14 protein-coding genes are annotated in these 16,318 nt (G+C 42.9%); 9 read left to right on the top strand and 5 right to left on the bottom strand.

Annotation, left to right across the window (positions count from 1 at the left end):
• The first annotated feature begins 60 nt into the window (after nucleotides 1–60).
• The 5 genes from IGI71_RS07000 to glyS all read left to right on the top strand — a co-directional run bounded on the left by IGI71_RS07000 (nucleotide 61) and on the right by glyS (nucleotide 7,369).
• Nucleotides 61–2,073 (top strand): beta-galactosidase, encoded by a 2,013-nt coding sequence (locus tag IGI71_RS07000; protein WP_194186206.1) that lies wholly within the window; start codon nucleotides 61–63, stop codon nucleotides 2,071–2,073.
• Nucleotides 2,073–3,830 carry a glycoside hydrolase family 35 protein gene (locus IGI71_RS07005; protein WP_010748049.1) on the top strand — a complete coding sequence of 586 codons (1,758 nt, stop codon included), beginning with the start codon at nucleotides 2,073–2,075 and terminating at the stop codon, nucleotides 3,828–3,830. Before IGI71_RS07000 ends, IGI71_RS07005 begins: the two co-directional genes overlap by 1 nt.
• Before the next feature lie 298 nt (nucleotides 3,831–4,128).
• Nucleotides 4,129–4,368: a hypothetical protein gene (locus IGI71_RS07010; RefSeq protein WP_010748050.1), complete on the top strand. Its 240-nt coding sequence runs from the start codon at nucleotides 4,129–4,131 to the stop codon at nucleotides 4,366–4,368.
• Between the two features lie 15 nt (nucleotides 4,369–4,383).
• On the top strand, nucleotides 4,384–5,295 hold the full coding sequence (glyQ, locus tag IGI71_RS07015; protein WP_010748051.1) for a glycine--tRNA ligase subunit alpha: 912 nt from the start codon (nucleotides 4,384–4,386) through the stop codon (nucleotides 5,293–5,295).
• Nucleotide 5,296: 1 nt separating this feature from the next.
• The gene (glyS, locus tag IGI71_RS07020; RefSeq protein ID WP_010748052.1) at nucleotides 5,297–7,369 is read left to right on the top strand and encodes a glycine--tRNA ligase subunit beta; all 2,073 of its coding nucleotides are present in this window, start codon (nucleotides 5,297–5,299) and stop codon (nucleotides 7,367–7,369) included.
• A 230-nt stretch (nucleotides 7,370–7,599) separates the two neighbouring features.
• Here glyS and IGI71_RS07025 read toward each other — a convergent pair whose 3' ends face one another.
• The 4 genes from IGI71_RS07025 to IGI71_RS07040 form a co-directional block, all read right to left on the bottom strand.
• Nucleotides 7,600–8,466, bottom strand: a complete 867-nt coding sequence (locus tag IGI71_RS07025; RefSeq protein WP_306453152.1) for an IS3 family transposase — start codon at nucleotides 8,464–8,466, stop codon at nucleotides 7,600–7,602.
• A 26-nt stretch (nucleotides 8,467–8,492) separates the two neighbouring features.
• Nucleotides 8,493–9,185, bottom strand: coding sequence for a helix-turn-helix domain-containing protein (locus IGI71_RS07030; protein WP_010748054.1), 693 nt, complete (start codon nucleotides 9,183–9,185; stop codon nucleotides 8,493–8,495).
• A gap of 157 nt (nucleotides 9,186–9,342) precedes the next feature.
• Nucleotides 9,343–10,020 carry a response regulator transcription factor gene (locus tag IGI71_RS07035; protein WP_010748055.1) on the bottom strand — a complete coding sequence of 226 codons (678 nt, stop codon included), beginning with the start codon at nucleotides 10,018–10,020 and terminating at the stop codon, nucleotides 9,343–9,345.
• 18 nt (nucleotides 10,021–10,038) lie between these two features.
• Nucleotides 10,039–11,184 carry a sensor histidine kinase gene (locus IGI71_RS07040; protein WP_430616276.1) on the bottom strand — a complete coding sequence of 382 codons (1,146 nt, stop codon included), beginning with the start codon at nucleotides 11,182–11,184 and terminating at the stop codon, nucleotides 10,039–10,041.
• A gap of 231 nt (nucleotides 11,185–11,415) precedes the next feature.
• Here IGI71_RS07040 and IGI71_RS07045 point away from each other — a divergent pair, with 231 nt between their 5' ends.
• Genes IGI71_RS07045 through IGI71_RS07060 form a run of 4 tightly spaced genes read left to right on the top strand, consistent with a single transcriptional unit; the run spans nucleotide 11,416 to nucleotide 14,890 of the window.
• Entirely contained in the window at nucleotides 11,416–12,645 is a 1,230-nt protein-coding gene (locus IGI71_RS07045) for an efflux RND transporter periplasmic adaptor subunit (protein WP_010748057.1), read from the top strand.
• Nucleotides 12,629–13,303 carry an ABC transporter ATP-binding protein gene (locus IGI71_RS07050; RefSeq protein ID WP_010748058.1) on the top strand — a complete coding sequence of 225 codons (675 nt, stop codon included), beginning with the start codon at nucleotides 12,629–12,631 and terminating at the stop codon, nucleotides 13,301–13,303. Before IGI71_RS07045 ends, IGI71_RS07050 begins: the two co-directional genes overlap by 17 nt.
• On the top strand, nucleotides 13,300–14,505 hold the full coding sequence (locus tag IGI71_RS07055) for an ABC transporter permease (RefSeq protein WP_010748059.1): 1,206 nt from the start codon (nucleotides 13,300–13,302) through the stop codon (nucleotides 14,503–14,505). The genes IGI71_RS07050 and IGI71_RS07055 overlap by 4 nt, the downstream gene beginning before the upstream one ends.
• Before the next feature lie 16 nt (nucleotides 14,506–14,521).
• A complete protein-coding gene (locus IGI71_RS07060) occupies nucleotides 14,522–14,890 on the top strand; it encodes a hypothetical protein (RefSeq protein WP_430616277.1) in 369 nt (122 codons plus the stop codon).
• Here IGI71_RS07060 and rlmD read toward each other — a convergent pair whose 3' ends face one another.
• Nucleotides 14,891–16,267, bottom strand: coding sequence for a 23S rRNA (uracil(1939)-C(5))-methyltransferase RlmD (rlmD, locus tag IGI71_RS07065; RefSeq protein WP_010748061.1), 1,377 nt, complete (start codon nucleotides 16,265–16,267; stop codon nucleotides 14,891–14,893).
• Nucleotides 16,268–16,318: the final 51 nt, after the last annotated feature.

Here is a 16,318-nt window from a genome sequence, read left to right on the forward strand (position 1 = left end):
ATGAAAAGCCTTACAATAAGAGAGTAGAAATCATTTTATTTTAAAGGAGCGTTCACTTACATGACAAAATTTTTTGATAGAATTCTATTTGGCGGCGATTACAATCCAAATCAGTGGCCGAAAGAGATTTGGGAAGAAGACATTCGGATCTTTAAAAAAGCAAGTATCAATAGCGCGACCGTCAATGTTTTTTCATGGGCAAAGATCCAACCCTCTGAAAATTGTTATGATTTTGAGGAATTGGATCAAATCATCGAAAAATTAAGTACGGAAGGTTTCGACATCGTCTTAGCCACTTCCACAGCTGCTTTGCCAGCTTGGATGTTTAAGAAGTATCCAGAAGTCGCTCGCACCGATTATGATGGACGCCATCATAAGTTTGGGCAACGGCACAATGCCTGTCCCAACAGTTTGGTTTATCAAACATACGCAGAACGCTTGGCAACGAAATTAGCCGAACGTTACGGCGAAAATCCACAAGTGACTTGTTGGCACATCAATAATGAATACGGCGGCGAATGTTATTGCGACAACTGTGAAAAAGCGTTTCGTGTCTGGTTAAAGGATAAATATCATACGATCGAAGCACTGAATAAAGCCTGGAATATGGAATTTTGGGGTCATACCGTGTATGAATGGAATGAAATCGTGCTGCCAAATGCGCTGTCAGAAGGAATCGGATATGACAAGACGGCATTTGCAGGAATTTCTATTGACTACCGACGGTTCAACTCGGATAGTCTTTTAAAAAACTACATGATGGAGCGGGACGCTATTCGGAAAATCGATTCCACAACACCGATTACAACGAATTTGATGGGAACCTTTAAAGGACTGGATTATTTCAAGTGGGCAAAGGAAATGGATTTGGTTTCATGGGATAATTATCCATCGTACAATACGCCATGGAGTTTAGTAGCCATGACTCATGATCTAATGCGCGGGTTAAAACAGCAGCCCTTTATGCTGATGGAACAAACACCTTCCCAACAAAACTGGCAGCCTTATAACTCATTAAAAAAACCAGGACAGATGCGGGCGCAAAGCTACCAAACGATCGCTCATGGGGCAGATACGATCCAATACTTCCAATTGCGACGTTCCATTGGTGCTTGTGAGAAATTCCATGGTGCAGTCATCGAACATGTCGGTCATGAAGATACGCGGGTTTTCCGAGAAACAGCAGCTCTTGGGGCTGAATTAGCGCAGCTTTCAGACATCATTGGCACGCAAACCCAAGCACAGGTTGCCGTGATTTTCGATTGGGACAATTATTGGGCATTAGAATACACGAGTGGTCCGACCGTTGATCTGAAATATGTTGAACAGATCCATCGCTACTATCGCTATTTTTACGACCAAAATATAGCGGTCGATTTGGTTCCCGTGGATGCTGACTTATCAAAATACAAGCTAGTCGCAGCTCCGGTTCTTTACATGATCAAAGAAGGGATGCAAGAGCGGCTCACTGATTTCGTTAAGCAAGGTGGTGCCTTACTTACGACGTATATGAGCGGCATCGTTGATCAATCAGACAATGTTCACTTAGGCGGTTACCCTGGCCCCTTGCGGGAGTTAGCTGGCATCTGGGTGGAAGAAATCGATGCATTAGCCCCAGAACAATCAAACGGGGTTTCGTTAGTCAATGAAGAACTTACAGGAACAAGTAATTTAGTCAGCGATTTGATCCATTTAGAAAACGCCGAAGCGCTAGCGCATTACACGAGCAATTTCTATGCAGGAATGCCGGCAGTGACCAAAAATACATTTGGCGATGGAACCGTCTATTACTTTGGTGGACAGTTGGAAGTTCAGCTGCAAGATCAGCTTTTCAAAACGATTGTCGAAGAAACCGGTATTACCCCAGTGATCGAGGAGGCAACAAAACTAGAAATTGCCTGTCGTGAAAATGCAGAGGCGAAATTTTTCGTCATCATCAATTTCCACGAAGAAGCACAACCGCTGCCAGAAATGTTTGTTGGAAAAACGGATCTTCTGACGGGCGAGGTTCTTTCTTCAGAAATGATGCTGGCACAATACACCACCTATATCGTCAAAGAGGAGCGTAACTGATGCGAACTTTTGCTATTGAAGATGACTTTTATTTAGACAACAAGCCGTTTAAAGTGATCTCTGGAGCGATCCATTATTTTCGTGTCGTTCCTGAATATTGGCAAGATCGTTTAGAGAAACTACGCTTGATGGGCTGTAATACCGTGGAAACCTATGTTCCGTGGAATCTCCATGAAGCACAGGAAGGCGTCTATCAATTTGAGGGGATCCTTGATTTGCGGCGATTTATCCAAACGGCACAAGAAGTAGGGCTTTATGTCATTTTGCGACCAGCACCTTATATTTGTGCGGAGTGGGAATTTGGTGGGTTGCCTTATTGGCTATTGCAAGATCCTATGATGAAGCTTCGGTTTGATTATCCCCCATTTATGGAAAAAATCACTCGTTATTTCGCCCATTTGTTTCCACAAGTGCGGGATTTGCAGATCAGCCAAGGCGGTCCGATTATAATGATGCAAGTAGAAAATGAATACGGCAGCTACGCCAATGATAAAGAGTATTTGCGGAAAATGGTGGCTGCGATGCGGCAGCATGGTGTAGAAACGCCGTTAGTGACCTCTGACGGACCTTGGCACGATATGCTAGAAAACGGCAGTATCAAAGACTTGGCATTGCCTACGATCAACTGCGGCTCCAACATCAAGGAAAACTTTGAAAAACTTCGAAGATTTCACGGAGAAAAACGGCCACTGATGGTCATGGAATTTTGGATCGGCTGGTTTGATGCCTGGGGTGACGACCAGCACCATACGACCTCAACACAAGATGCAGTAAAGGAATTGCAGGATTGTTTAGCATTAGGTTCTGTCAATATCTATATGTTTCATGGCGGGACCAACTTTGGCTTTATGAACGGGTCAAATTATTATGAACACTTAGCGCCGGATGTCACTAGCTATGATTACGATGCCTTGTTGACAGAATGGGGAGAACCAACTGCCAAATACCAAGCTTTCAAAAAGGTGATCGCTGACTATACGGAAATTCCAGAGTTTCCCTTGAGTATGGAAATTGAGCGAAAAGCTTATGGAACATTCTCAGTGAAAGAACGAGTCTCCTTGTTTTCGACGATCGACACAATCAGTCAACCGATCATAAGTAATTACCCCTTATCGATGGAAGCCTGCAATCAAGCGACAGGTTATATCTATTATCGCTCACTGATTGGGTCTGCTCGGAAGATTGCCGACTACCGTCTGATCAATACGATGGATCGTGCCCATACGTTTATCAACCAGGAACTTTTGCGCATCGATTACGATCAAGAAATCGGTCAAACCTACAGTTTCGATTTATCAGAATCAGAAAACGAGTTGGGGATCTTGGTGGAGAATATGGGGCGGGTCAATTATTCTGTAAAAATGAACCATCAGCACAAAGGCATCAAAGACGGTGTGATCATCAATGGCGCCTTCCAAAGCAACTGGGAAATCTATCCCTTACCGATGGATAATTTGCATGCCATTGATTTCCAAGGAAAATGGCAAAAAGGACAACCAAGTTTCTCACGCTTTGAATGTGTTTTTGATGAATGTGCAGATACCTTTATCGAATTGCCAGGCTGGGGTAAAGGGTTTGTCCAAGTCAATGGTCATACGATCGGCCGTTTTTGGGAAAAAGGACCGCAGCAGCGCTTGTACGTCCCAGCACCGTTTTTAAAAATCGGAATGAATGAGATCATCGTTTTTGAAAGTGATGGGAAAATCGCTGATGAGATCGTCTTTCATGATCAGGCGGATTTAGGCCCAGAAGCATAAAAGTTCAAATTAATCATTGACAAACCCTAGCTTCAACTACTATCATAAGGGTAATCGAATCCGTGCTATGATCGGAAGAAAGAAAGAAGACCATTCCATGAAGCGAACTTGGGAGAGTGAAAGCCAAGTTGGAACCTTATTTCGCAGGCGTCCGTGAGCATGATCAATGAAGCTGCCGACTTGTCGGAAGTAGGGTGGAACCGCGAATTTATCGTCCCTATATCTATACACTTTGTATAGATATAGGGACTTTTTTATGTTTCACACCAAGAATAGCCAAAAACAAAGGAGGGTTTTTATGTTATTTGATATGACGATTCCAGCAAGTGCGTTTACCGAAAAAAAGCTCAAAGTATTAGCAAGTATTCCACTGCAAGTTCGCCTTTTAAAGGATGAACAGCTTTTACATGAATTTACAACGAATCCAGACCAAATGCTTTACGACTTATCGGATGTTTTAGAAGCAGATGTCGTGGTCGAAGTGAAATTGATCCCTGGATCAGTTGTCGAATTTTATCCTGTCGTCAATGCGTTATAAGAAAGGAAGAAAAAGATGAGTAAACTAACTGTGCAAGAGATGATTTTGACCCTGCAAAAATTCTGGTCCGAAAACGGCTGTATGCTGATGCAGGCCTATGATACAGAAAAAGGGGCTGGAACCATGAGCCCATATACATTTTTACGTGCAATCGGTCCAGAACCATGGAACGCCGCTTACGTAGAACCTTCTCGCCGTCCAGCTGATGGCCGCTACGGGGAAAACCCAAATCGTTTGTATCAGCACCACCAGTTCCAAGTCGTGATGAAGCCTTCTCCTGAAAATATCCAAGAGCTTTATTTAGAAAGCCTGCGTCTTTTAGGGATCGATCCATTAGAACATGATATTCGTTTTGTCGAAGATAACTGGGAAAATCCTTCAATGGGTTGTGCAGGTCTTGGTTGGGAAGTTTGGTTAGACGGGATGGAGATCACTCAGTTTACCTACTTCCAACAAGTCGGCGGCTTAGCATGTAAGCCAGTGACATCAGAGATCACTTACGGCTTAGAACGTCTAGCATCTTATATTCAAGAAGTTGAAAGTGTCTACGATCTTGAATGGTCTGCAGGTGTCAAATATGGTGAGATTTTCCGCCAACCTGAGTATGAACATTCAAAATATTCCTTTGAAGTCAGTGACCAAGATTTGCTTTTAGGGAACTTCGATCGTTTTGAAAAAGAAGCAAAACGCTGTATCGATGAACGCTTAGTTCATCCAGCTTACGACTATATCTTAAAATGCAGCCATACCTTCAATTTGTTGGATGCACGTGGTGCAGTCTCCGTCACTGAACGTGCTGGGTACCTCGCACGTATCCGTAACATGGCACGTCAAGTAGCAAAACTATTTGTAACAGAACGGGAAAACCTCGGTTATCCATTGCTTGATCCAGAAGTGGCGCAAAAACTGATTGAGGAGGGAAAATAAGATGGCACAAAACCTATTATTAGAAATCGGCTTAGAGGAATTACCTGCGAATGTCGTAACCCCAAGTATGAAACAATTACAAGAAAAAACGGCAGCTTTCTTAGATGCTCATGCGTTGCCTTATACAACGATCGAAGCCTATTCCACACCTCGCCGCTTGGCTGTCTATGTCACCGGTATTCCTGAAAAACAAGCGGATACGCAAGAAGAGGTCAAAGGACCAGCGAAAAAAATCGCGTTAGATGATGCAGGCAATTGGTCGAAAGCAGCTCAAGGGTTTGTTCGTGGACAAGGATTGACAACCGATGACATCACCTTCCGTGAATTAAAAGGGGTTGAGTATGTCTATGTAACAAAACATACCCAAGGTCAACCAACCGTTGAGGTATTGAAAAGATTGCAGGAAGTAATCACGAGTTTGACGTTCCCAGTAACGATGCACTGGGCAGACTACGATTTTGAATATATCCGACCAATTCATTGGATCGTCGCACTCTTTGGTGAGCAAGTCATTCCTTTCCAAATCCTTGATATTGTTACCGGTCGCGAGTCAAAAGGTCATCGTTTCTTAGGTGAGGCAGTCACGTTTGATCATGCGGACGAGTATTTGGAAAAAATGAAGCATCAGTTTGTCATTGCTGATCCAAGCGAACGTCAACAAATGATCACTGCACAAATCAATGCGATCGCTCAAGAAAACAACTGGCGGATCGATTTAGATGAAGACTTGCTAGAAGAAGTGACAAATCTGGTTGAATACCCAACAGCCTTTGTAGGGGACTTTGAAGAAAAATATCTTTCTGTCCCTGAAGAAGTATTAGTTACTTCTATGAAAGAACATCAACGTTACTTTGATGTCCGCACCCTTGATGGAGAATTGCTGCCGCACTTCATCTCTGCCCGCAACGGGGATGCTGTGAAGATCGATAATGTCATCAAAGGAAATCAAAAAGTCCTGACCGCTCGTCTAGAAGATGCTGAGTTTTTCTACAATGAAGACAAAAAGCTAACCATCGACCATTGCGTGGAAAAGCTTAAGCAAGTCACCTTCCACGAAAAAATCGGCAGCTTGTATGAAAAGATGCAGCGTGTCGGACTAGCAGCGCAAATCATCGGGAAGACCGTTGGTTTAACACAAGAAGAACTGACCGACCTTCAACGGGCAGCTCAAATCTATAAATTTGATTTAGTGACCAATATGGTAGGGGAATTCCCTGAATTGCAAGGAATCATGGGGGAAAAATATGCCCTGATCCAAGGAGAAAAACCAGCAGTTGCCCAAGCGATTCGTGAACACTACATGCCGATTTCAGCAGAAGGCGAGCTGCCACAATCGAAAATTGGGGCTGTTTTAGCGATTGCGGATAAATTAGACAGCTTACTTGCTTTCTTCGCTGTTGATATGGTTCCAAGCGGTTCAAACGATCCTTATGCACTTCGTCGGCAAACCTACGGGATTATCCGCATCCTAGCTGAAAAGCGCTGGTACTTCCCATTTGCTCAGTTGCAAGAAGAGATTCGTGAAGCCGTTAATGCCCAACCAGAAGTTTTTGGGATTCAACTTGCCGCTGGTCAAGAACAAGTGACCGATTTTGTGAAAGGTCGTCTGCGTCAATTCTTACTCAGCAAAAATACGCGTCATGATGTCATCGAAGCTGTCTTAGGCGCACGTCAAGCAGACATCAGTACGTTGTTTGAAACGGCTCAAATGTTAAGGGAGCATCTGCAAGACACCGACTTCAAACCTTCGATGGAAGCTTTGACACGGGTGATCAATTTAGCGAAGAAAGCTGAATTGGATCAAGCAGCAATTGATCCTGCCTTGTTTGAAAACGACTCTGAAACTGCCTTGTATGAAGCGGTCTTAACAGTAGAGGACAAGTTCCCACATCAAACGATGGAAGAAAACTACCAAAGCTTAGTGGCATTGCGCCCATTGATCGAAGCTTATTTTGATCAAACAATGGTCATGGTGGAAGATGAACAAATTCGCCGCAACCGTTTTGCCTTGTTGGATAAAATCGCGAAGATGAGTCTGGCAGTGGCTAGTTTAGATGCTTTGATTACGAAATAAAAGAAGCTTGCAGTTGCAGGTTTCTAAATAAAAAAAGCTGGAACTGAAAGAATGCTGGGCTCCCCGTCAAGTGGACAATGAAATAGAATAAAATTATTTTGACGACTGTCTACCGAAATTCGGTAGGCAGTTTTTATGTTTTTTACTTTGTTTAACCTCAACTTTGCTCGACTGGCCTCCTTCTTGGTTAAGCGGATTTATTCTATTCGCTTGTCCAAGAGGGGGAGTGATTAAGCTGCCATTAATAATTCTTGATGAACTTGGCTCGGTGTTTTGCTCTTCAAACATCGTTGATAGCGACCATTGTTGTAATAGTTCATGTATTTCTCGATCATTTCAACGAGACTTTCTCTACTGATAAACTTTCGCCGATAATATTTTTCTCGCTTAAGCATTCCCCAGAAGCCTTCCATTGGACCATTATCGGTACAACGGGCGACACGAGACATACTCTGCTTCATTTTCGCTTTCTTTAGCTTTGTGCAAAAAACTTTACTTGTATATTGAAATCCGCGATCGCTATGAAATAGCGGATGAGCGGTTGGTTCGGCGGCGACTGCTTGATCGAAGGTATCAAAGACTAATTTATTATCATTTTTGTCGCTGATGACAAATGAAACAATGCGACGATCGGCGAGATCGAGAATAGCGCTCAAATAGATTTTCTTCACTTCGGCCCCTTCATAATACTTGAATTCACTCACATCTGTTAGCCATTTTTGATTCGGTTGATCCGCATAGAACTTTCGATTCAAATAATTTTTCGCAATATGATACGGAGTCTTGGATGCCTTAGTGATACTATTGCCTGAATGCTTGATGGTTGATTGGATTTGAAGTTTGCGACAGATTCGAAGAATACGCTTGTCATTCACTTGAAAGCCATAATCATTCACGAGATCTTCACAGATTCTGCGATATCCTTTATCGTTGTCTGCTTCATAAATATAACGAACAAGGTCTGCCAACTGTTCATTCAATACCACTTCAGGCAGTTTGGGATTTTTTAACCAACGATAATAGGCCGATCTTGTGACATGGAGCAGGGTACACATGGTGTTAATTGGATAGCTTTTTGTCTCGTGCAGCTCTTTGATCGATTGGTATTCAAACGTATGACGAACTAATTCAAATCCCGCCTCCTTTCTAACTCGCTGACTTTTTTTAACAGGTCATTTTCCATTTCAAGCAACTTGATCCGTCGTTCTTGTTGAGCCAGTTTATCGCGCATTTCTTCTTCGGGTGTTCTGGCTGGTTTACTTCCCGCTCGTTGCCCTCGACGGTCTTCTAAGCCTTTTTCTCCCATCTCGTCGTATTTCAACACCCAGTTCCGAACTTGTTGGTAAGAGACTTGGTACTGAATCGCGGTTTTCCCATAGTCTCGACCGTTGATAATACAGTCATGCACAATTTTAATTCGTTCATTCAATGTTGTTTTTCTGGATTTACTCATTCTACTTCCACCACTTTCTGATTTGAAGTTTCTATGAGTATTATATATCTTTAACCAGTCTTCTAATTGTTTTTTGTTACGAAGCCCGTATTTCTTGGCGACAGCTCTTAAGCTACCATATGTTCCAGCTAAATAATCATGGACCGCATTCAGTTTCAACTCTGTTGAGTATGATTGATTCCTTTTTGTAGGGAGTAAACCTGTGGGTCCTTCATTCTCATAAAGAGTGATCCACCTTTCTATCGTACTGAAACTTACTTGTGCTTCTTTGGCCAGGCTGTTTATGCTAGCTTCATTTTTTAAAGCTCTTTCTACAAAAGCTAGCCGTTCTTCTGAACTTAATTTCATTTTTCCTCTAGACATACAAACTCCCCCTATATAAGCCACTTTATATTTCAGTGTCCTATATAGGGGGAGCATATCAGAATCAGTTCTGGCTTTTTTCTATGTTTCTCGATTTACTTGTGTTCAGTCCCAAGAAAACCGTCCTTTTCGTACAATGAAAGGACGGTTTTTGATGTTAAATTTTATAGCCGATCCCCCAAACGGTTTTGATATAAGAGGACTTCTTGTGGGTATCGTGCATTTTTTCCCGAAGGTTTCGAACGTGGACCATGATAGTATTATTGGAAGACGTGTAATATTTTTCGCCCCAAACCTCTTGAAACATTTCCTCAGAGCTTACCACTTGGCCTTTTCGCTCCATCAATAATTTTAAAATGGAAAATTCGATGGGCGTCAGGAAAAGTTCTTCTTCTTGCAAGAAACATTTTCGCTTATTGACATCTAATTCCAACTCCCTCACGATCAATTTGTTTTGATCTGAGCCGTTGTATTGGGTCGAGCGGCGTATCTGAGCTTTCACCCGAGCGATCACTTCCAACGGACGAAAGGGCTTGGTGATGTAATCATCGGCACCAAGGGTCAAACCAGTGATCTTATCAATTTCCTCAGATTTAGCTGTCAACATAATAATTGGGTAATGATGCTTTTTGCGGATGATTTTACACAGGTCAAAGCCTGTGATATCTGGCAGCATGACATCAAGAATTGCCAAAGAAAAGCTGTTTTGCTCGATCTGTACCTGAGCTTCATTCCCATCTGCACAAGTGATGACAGAAAAATTTTCGTTTCGTAAATAAAAGGCAATCAAATCTGAAATTTCTTTTTCATCTTCAACTAAAAGTATCTTTTCCACTCGTATTGACCTTCCTTTTCAGTGAACTGACTTTCTCGTTTTTTCGTGTTGGTTTGTCGCTAAAGGCAATGTGACGATCATTTGAATCTCATTGTTCTTGCTAGCAGCTCGGATCATTCCCTGATGCGCCAAAATAATTTCTTTGGCGATCGCCAATCCGAGACCTGCTCCACCTGTCTTGGTTGAACGAGCTTGATCCAGACGATAAAATTTTTCAAATAATGCCTCCAATTGTTCTTGTTCGATCGGCTCACTTTGATTCGCTAGGATAAAAGTTGCTGCTTGTTCGTCTACGGTTAGCTGCATTGTGATCGTGGTTTGATCAGGCGCATAGGCAATGGCATTTTTTAACAGATTGTTTAACACTCGCGCCAACTGTTCACTATCGGCTTTTAATTTCAAGCTCTCTGGTCCAGAGTAGCAGATGGTTTGTTCTTTTTCTTTCAGCAGCGGATAGAATTCTTCTTGGATTTGCTTCAGTAAGAAGACGAAATCAAGTTCCCGTTGATACAATTGGATGACTTGTAGATTAAAACGGGTGATGTCGAAAAATTCATTCATCAGCGTTTCCAAACGCTCAGACTTTTCTAGAGCAATCGTCAAGGATTGCGTCATTTGTTCATTGGTCAAGTTTTTCGTATCCAACAATAGGTTGAGATAGCCGATCACTGAAGCTAAGGGAGTCTTCAAGTCATGCGCCAAATAGGTGATCAAGTCCTTGGTGCGCTGTGTTTCTTCCTTTAAAAGAGCCTCATTGCGGTTCATCGAATCTTTTATTTTTAATAATTCATGATCGATCGCTAGGCTGCCCGTCGAACTTGCTTCCGATTGAGAGAAAAAGAGCTGAATTCCTTCGGCGATCCTTGCAATTTTTTTCCTTGAAACATAACGATAGATAAAATAGCAAATCAAGGTAACGGCAAAAACGAGAAAGAGGGAGAATGCCAAGAACAATTGTTTAATAGGGCGCCAGTCGACAAAGGTACCAACGATCATCCCGCTTTCGCCATCACTTGTTTCCACAACGCCATCTGTAACAAGGTTTGACAAAAAATTATCTAGCACCATTTGAATGAGTCTCGTTTCCTTTAATAGCCATAAGGCTCCTACCAATAAGAAGAAGCCAACCAGAAAAAAAACAAATGAAGAATATTTACTACGCATGAAACAGTCCTTTCTAACTCGTTCTTGATTCTTTCTTGATTATAGCAAAGAGGAGTAAGAGCGAATAGCTAATTCTTCATATTAATAAAAAAAGAATGGAAAAATTCTATTTTCTTAAGAAATTTTCAGCAGATATTAAGAGAAACGTTCAAAACGGAAATTGATTCAATGGTTAAATAAAGGTGGTCATTCGATTAACCAATCAGGAAGGTGAGATGTTTGAGAAAGCATATGAACAAATCAAAAAAGAGTTTTATGATCATCAGTAGTTTACTGATCATCGGCAGTTTAGGCTGGACGAGTGCCTGGGGGATTGCTCGTCGTGAAGAACCTTCCATCACTCAAATAACTTTGCAAGATCTGCAACCGAGAGCAGATTTTTACTTAGTAGGAGTCGTTGAACCAGCAAGAACGGTTGAAGTCAAGGTGGATAGCTCAAGAGGATCAGTTGTTGAGAAAAAAGTAGAGGCAGGGGATCAAGTCAAAGCAGGGCAAGCTCTTTTTGTTTACTCTAACCCTGAGGGGGCTTTGGCCATTAAAGAAGCAGAACAGGCGACGGCAAATCGCTCGAGAGCTGTGGAACAAGCAAGACGGCAAACGAATCAAAAATGGGAACAATACAATAAGGTCACGAATCAGCTGGAGGAGACGAAACAAAAAATTGCCAGTGCGGAAGAAGAGGACAAAGAAGGGCTGGAAGATCGTAAAACCGATTTGGAAATGCAGCAAAGTCAATTACTGCTAGAAGCGCAAAACTTGGAAAGCAGCATTGGCGATGCCGAATTAGAGCTGGAACGGGCAGAATTAGAACTACGTTCAGTCAAAGAGCAACATGGCTCAGACGTCGTGGAAGCCGAAATTGATGGAATCGTTAAAGACGTGGACGAGCGACAAATGAATCGAAGCGCAAGTGAAGCGGCTCCAGAGAATCCTTTTATGACGATCGTTGATACCAGTCGGCTCTTTTTAAAAGGGACTGTGGATGAATTTCGCCGCAATCAACTTGAGCCTGGTCAAAAGGTTGAACTTAGAGACCGTAATGGCGGCAGTCAGCGATGGACTGGAAAGTTCACCCGAGTTGGGGATATGAAAGAGCCTTCGGTAGTGGTTGAAGAACAAGGCGCAAACCCCAATTTGTCGCAATTTAGTTTTGAGGTCGTTTTAGATGAAAGTGAAGAGCCACCTAGTATTGGCATCCATTGTTTTGTAGAACGCATTGAGGAAGAGCAAACCGCGATCAAGCTGCCCAAATCTTTCGTGTTTTATGAAGAAGATAGGCCCTTCATCTACGTCGTTGAGGACCATAAAATCAGTAAACTATCCGTGGAAATCATGGAAGATGAAACGGATGAAGCCATGTATCTGTTAGAAAGTGAACTGGATATGCAAGTGGTGCTCGTCTTCCCAACAGTTCGGATCCAAGAAGGAATGGATGTGAAACCAAATGATCCAACTGATTGATGTCTGCAAAACGTTCCCACAGGGCACTAGCGAAATTCACGTTTTGAAAAAAATCAACTTAACAATCAATGCTGGCGAATTTGTTTCCATCATGGGCCGGTCAGGATCAGGCAAGTCGACCTTGATGAATATTATTGGCTGTTTAGACACGCCAACAACGGGCAGCTATCTACTTGATGGTAAAAATACCAGTCAATTGAGTGAAGACGAACTGTCCGAGATCCGCAATCAAAAAATCGGCTTCGTGTTTCAAAATTTTGAACTGTTGCCCAAACTATCCGTTTTACAAAATGCTGCCTTACCGCTCTTGTATGCTGGTATCAATCAGGAAGAACGTACGTCTCGAGCTATTCACGCCTTAGAAAGTGTCGGATTGAGGGATCGGATCGATTTTAGGATCAATCAGTTGTCGGGGGGGCAAAAACAACGAGTAGCGATCGCTCGGGCATTAGCAGGAGAAGCAAATGTGATCTTAGCAGATGAGCCGACAGGTTCTTTAGATACCGCTAATAGTCATGAGATCATGGCGCTATTTACTAAGCTGAATCATCTAGGAAAAACAGTGGTTTTGATTACCCACGAACAAGAAGTCGCGGACTATGCAAAGCGGCAAATCGTCATTAAAGATGGTGAAGTTGTTGAGGAGGGCAAAAGATGACCGAAAATATTCGCTTAGCCATTCAAGCAATCTACCAGCATCGTTTGCGTTCCTTGTTGACGATGCTAGGAATCATTGTCGGGATTGCCTCCATCATTTCCATTGTGAGTATCATCAACGGAAATACTGAGAACATGAAAAAGCAGCTGATTGGTGGTGATACTAACTCGATGCGGATCGAATATGACGCTAGAAGTGCTTTTTTAGCGGGCGAAAGCGGCAGAAATGATCGTTTGCCTGATTACGCCCCGCAACTATCAGAAGGAGAGCTGCAAAAGCTGTTGACTATTGATCACGCCAAGAACGTTAGCTTGTTCTATGAAGCCAATCTGACAGTTTTCCAAAGAGACCAGCAAACCGATACGACAGTGCTAGGCATGGATGGCGGGTTCTTTGAAATTTTGCCCCATACGATCCTTGCTGGCAGAGCAATGACTGAAACCGAATTGCAGACACAAAAACAAGTTGCGGTGATTACGAAAGATTTGGTGGAAATTTTTTTCTCGTATCGTGATCCTATCAATCAACTGATCGAAATCAATGGGACGCCCTTTCGCATCGTTGGCGTAGCTGTTTCTGACACGGAGCAACTGTCAGGGAAATATGTCTTCATCCCTCGAGGCAGCCAAAGTTTCGTCGAAGGAAAGCTCAACCAAAGGCCAACAGTGCTGTTTCAGGCAACGAATGCGGACGTCTTAGAATCAGCAGTCGTTCAAGCCAGCCATGAATTGACCAAGAGTATTCCGCCTTCAGATTTTGTTTTTTCCATCCGCAACTATGATGAAGTGCAGAAAATGACCGATGATATCAATCGATCGAATATGATTTTACTGGGGGGAATTGCTAGCATTTCCTTACTCGTCGGTGGGATCGGTGTAATGAATACGATGCTGGTCAGTGTGACAGAGCGTACCAGAGAGATCGGTTTGAAGAAAGCATTGGGTGCCAAACGTAAAGTGATTTTGCAGCAATTTTTGACAGAAGCAATCGTTTTATCGGTGATCGGGGGGCTGATTGGCATCATCGTCGGTCTGCTCATCAGCCTGATCGCTTTGCGTCTGTTAGAGTATCCGATGACGATCTCATTGTTATCCATTTTGATCAGTGTGTCATTTTCAATGCTGATCGGTACTATTTTTGGTTACTTACCCGCTTATAAAGCGTCGAAATTAAAACCGATCGAAGCATTACGCTATGAATAAAAGGAAGGTGTTTTTTATGATAAAAAAACAAACAGCAATTATCTTGTTTGTGGCATTACTTAGTGGTTGTGGTGTTGCTGCGAATGACCCACAGACAAACAACGACAACGTACCGATCAACAACCAAATCAATACGCCGCAAACGCAAACAAGTCAAAGTGGAGACGAGACCCAAAATAATCACGATCAAACCGATCAGACAAAAGCGCAACAAGTGACTCAGACTGATGCAGAGCGAGCGAATGAGGAATTGGCACAAGCAGATGAAACGGGCACACTCATTCTTATTGATGGTGATCGTTTTGAGATGGAATTGACGAACATTTCTCAAGGAACAGGGGAAGACGGCGAAGTCTTTGATATGGCGATCGCATCTGAGGAATGATTATTTGCGAGTCAATTTTACCACTACTTCGCAGCGGGCGGTTTGTGGAAACATATCTACTGATTGCAGATATTCTACGTGAAACACTTTGGCTAATTGGACCAAGTCTCTTGCTAAAGTAGAAACATTACAAGATATATAGACCATCTTCTTCGGTGGTTGTTTCAGCAAAGCTTGCAATAATCGTTCATCCAAGCCTGTCCTTGGCGGATCAACAATGATGCTATCAGGTTTGAAGCCTTCATTGAACCATTTTGGTAAGAGCTCCTCAGCAGTTCCCGTTTCATAATGGGTATTTTGGGCACCAATGCGGCGTGCATTTTCTTGGGCATTTTCAATTGCTTGAGGAATAATGTCCATGCCGCGGACTTCTTTGGCATAAGGAGCCACGCTCAACCCAATCGTTCCCACACCGCAATAGGCATCAACGACTGTTTCATTTTTGCTCAAGTCAAGGGCTTTTAACCCTTCTTGATACAAGATGCTGGTTTGCTGTGGATTCAGCTGGAAGAATGCGCGGGCGGACAAGTCGAAGGTCAGTTCATTCAACCGTTCTTCGATCGCTTCTTTGCCCCAAAGATGAATCGTTTCCTCGCCCATCACGACGGACGTTTTTTTGTTTTGCACATTTTGCATGATGGAAACGACTTGCGGCAAGCGCTGATTGATCTCGCGAATCAGCGCATTTTTTTGCGGCAGTTTGACAGAGTTGGTAATAAACACGACTTGAACTTCGCCAGTCGCGATCCCGATACGAACCATCAATGTCCGTAGAATCCCGCTGTTTTTGCGTTCATCGTAAATCGGGATCTGGTATTTATTCAACAATTGGACGATGCCGTTGATCACTTTTTGCGTATCTTGTTCTTGTACGAGGCAATCATCAATGGCGACTAAGCGATGAGACTCCATTTCGTATAAACCCGCTTCGATTCGTTTGGTTTGACTGTTGTAACGCAATTGAAATTGTGCTTTGTTGCGGTAATGCCAAGGAACATTCATGCCTAAAGTATCCCTTAGTTCAAACTGTTGGTAGCCTTTTGGCTTAAATTTTTCAAGTGCTTGTTTCAATAGGTCTTTTTTGAAGTCTAATTGTTTGTCGTAGACTAAGTGCTGCAATTGGCAGCCGCCGCACCGGTCGTAAAACCTGCAGGGTGGTTGGATGCGATCGCTGCTTGGCTTGATGATTTTGGTCATCTTGGCTTCAGCAAAGCGGGGAGATGCTTTGGTGACTTCGGCAATGACCTGTTCCCCCGGTAGAACACGGGGAACAAAGATGATCAGCTTTTTGTAATACCCGATGCCTTCTCCGTTGATCCCCAAGCGTTTGATCGTTAGTTGTAGTTTTTGTCCAAGCTGGACTTGTGTATTTGCCATGTGAACTCCTTAAATAAAATAGTCAGTTCATTTTACCACATTTTTTCAGCT

It is taken from the genome of Enterococcus sp. DIV1279b, from assembly GCF_050531515.1.
GTDB lineage: Bacteria > Bacillota > Bacilli > Lactobacillales > Enterococcaceae > Enterococcus_D > Enterococcus_D casseliflavus.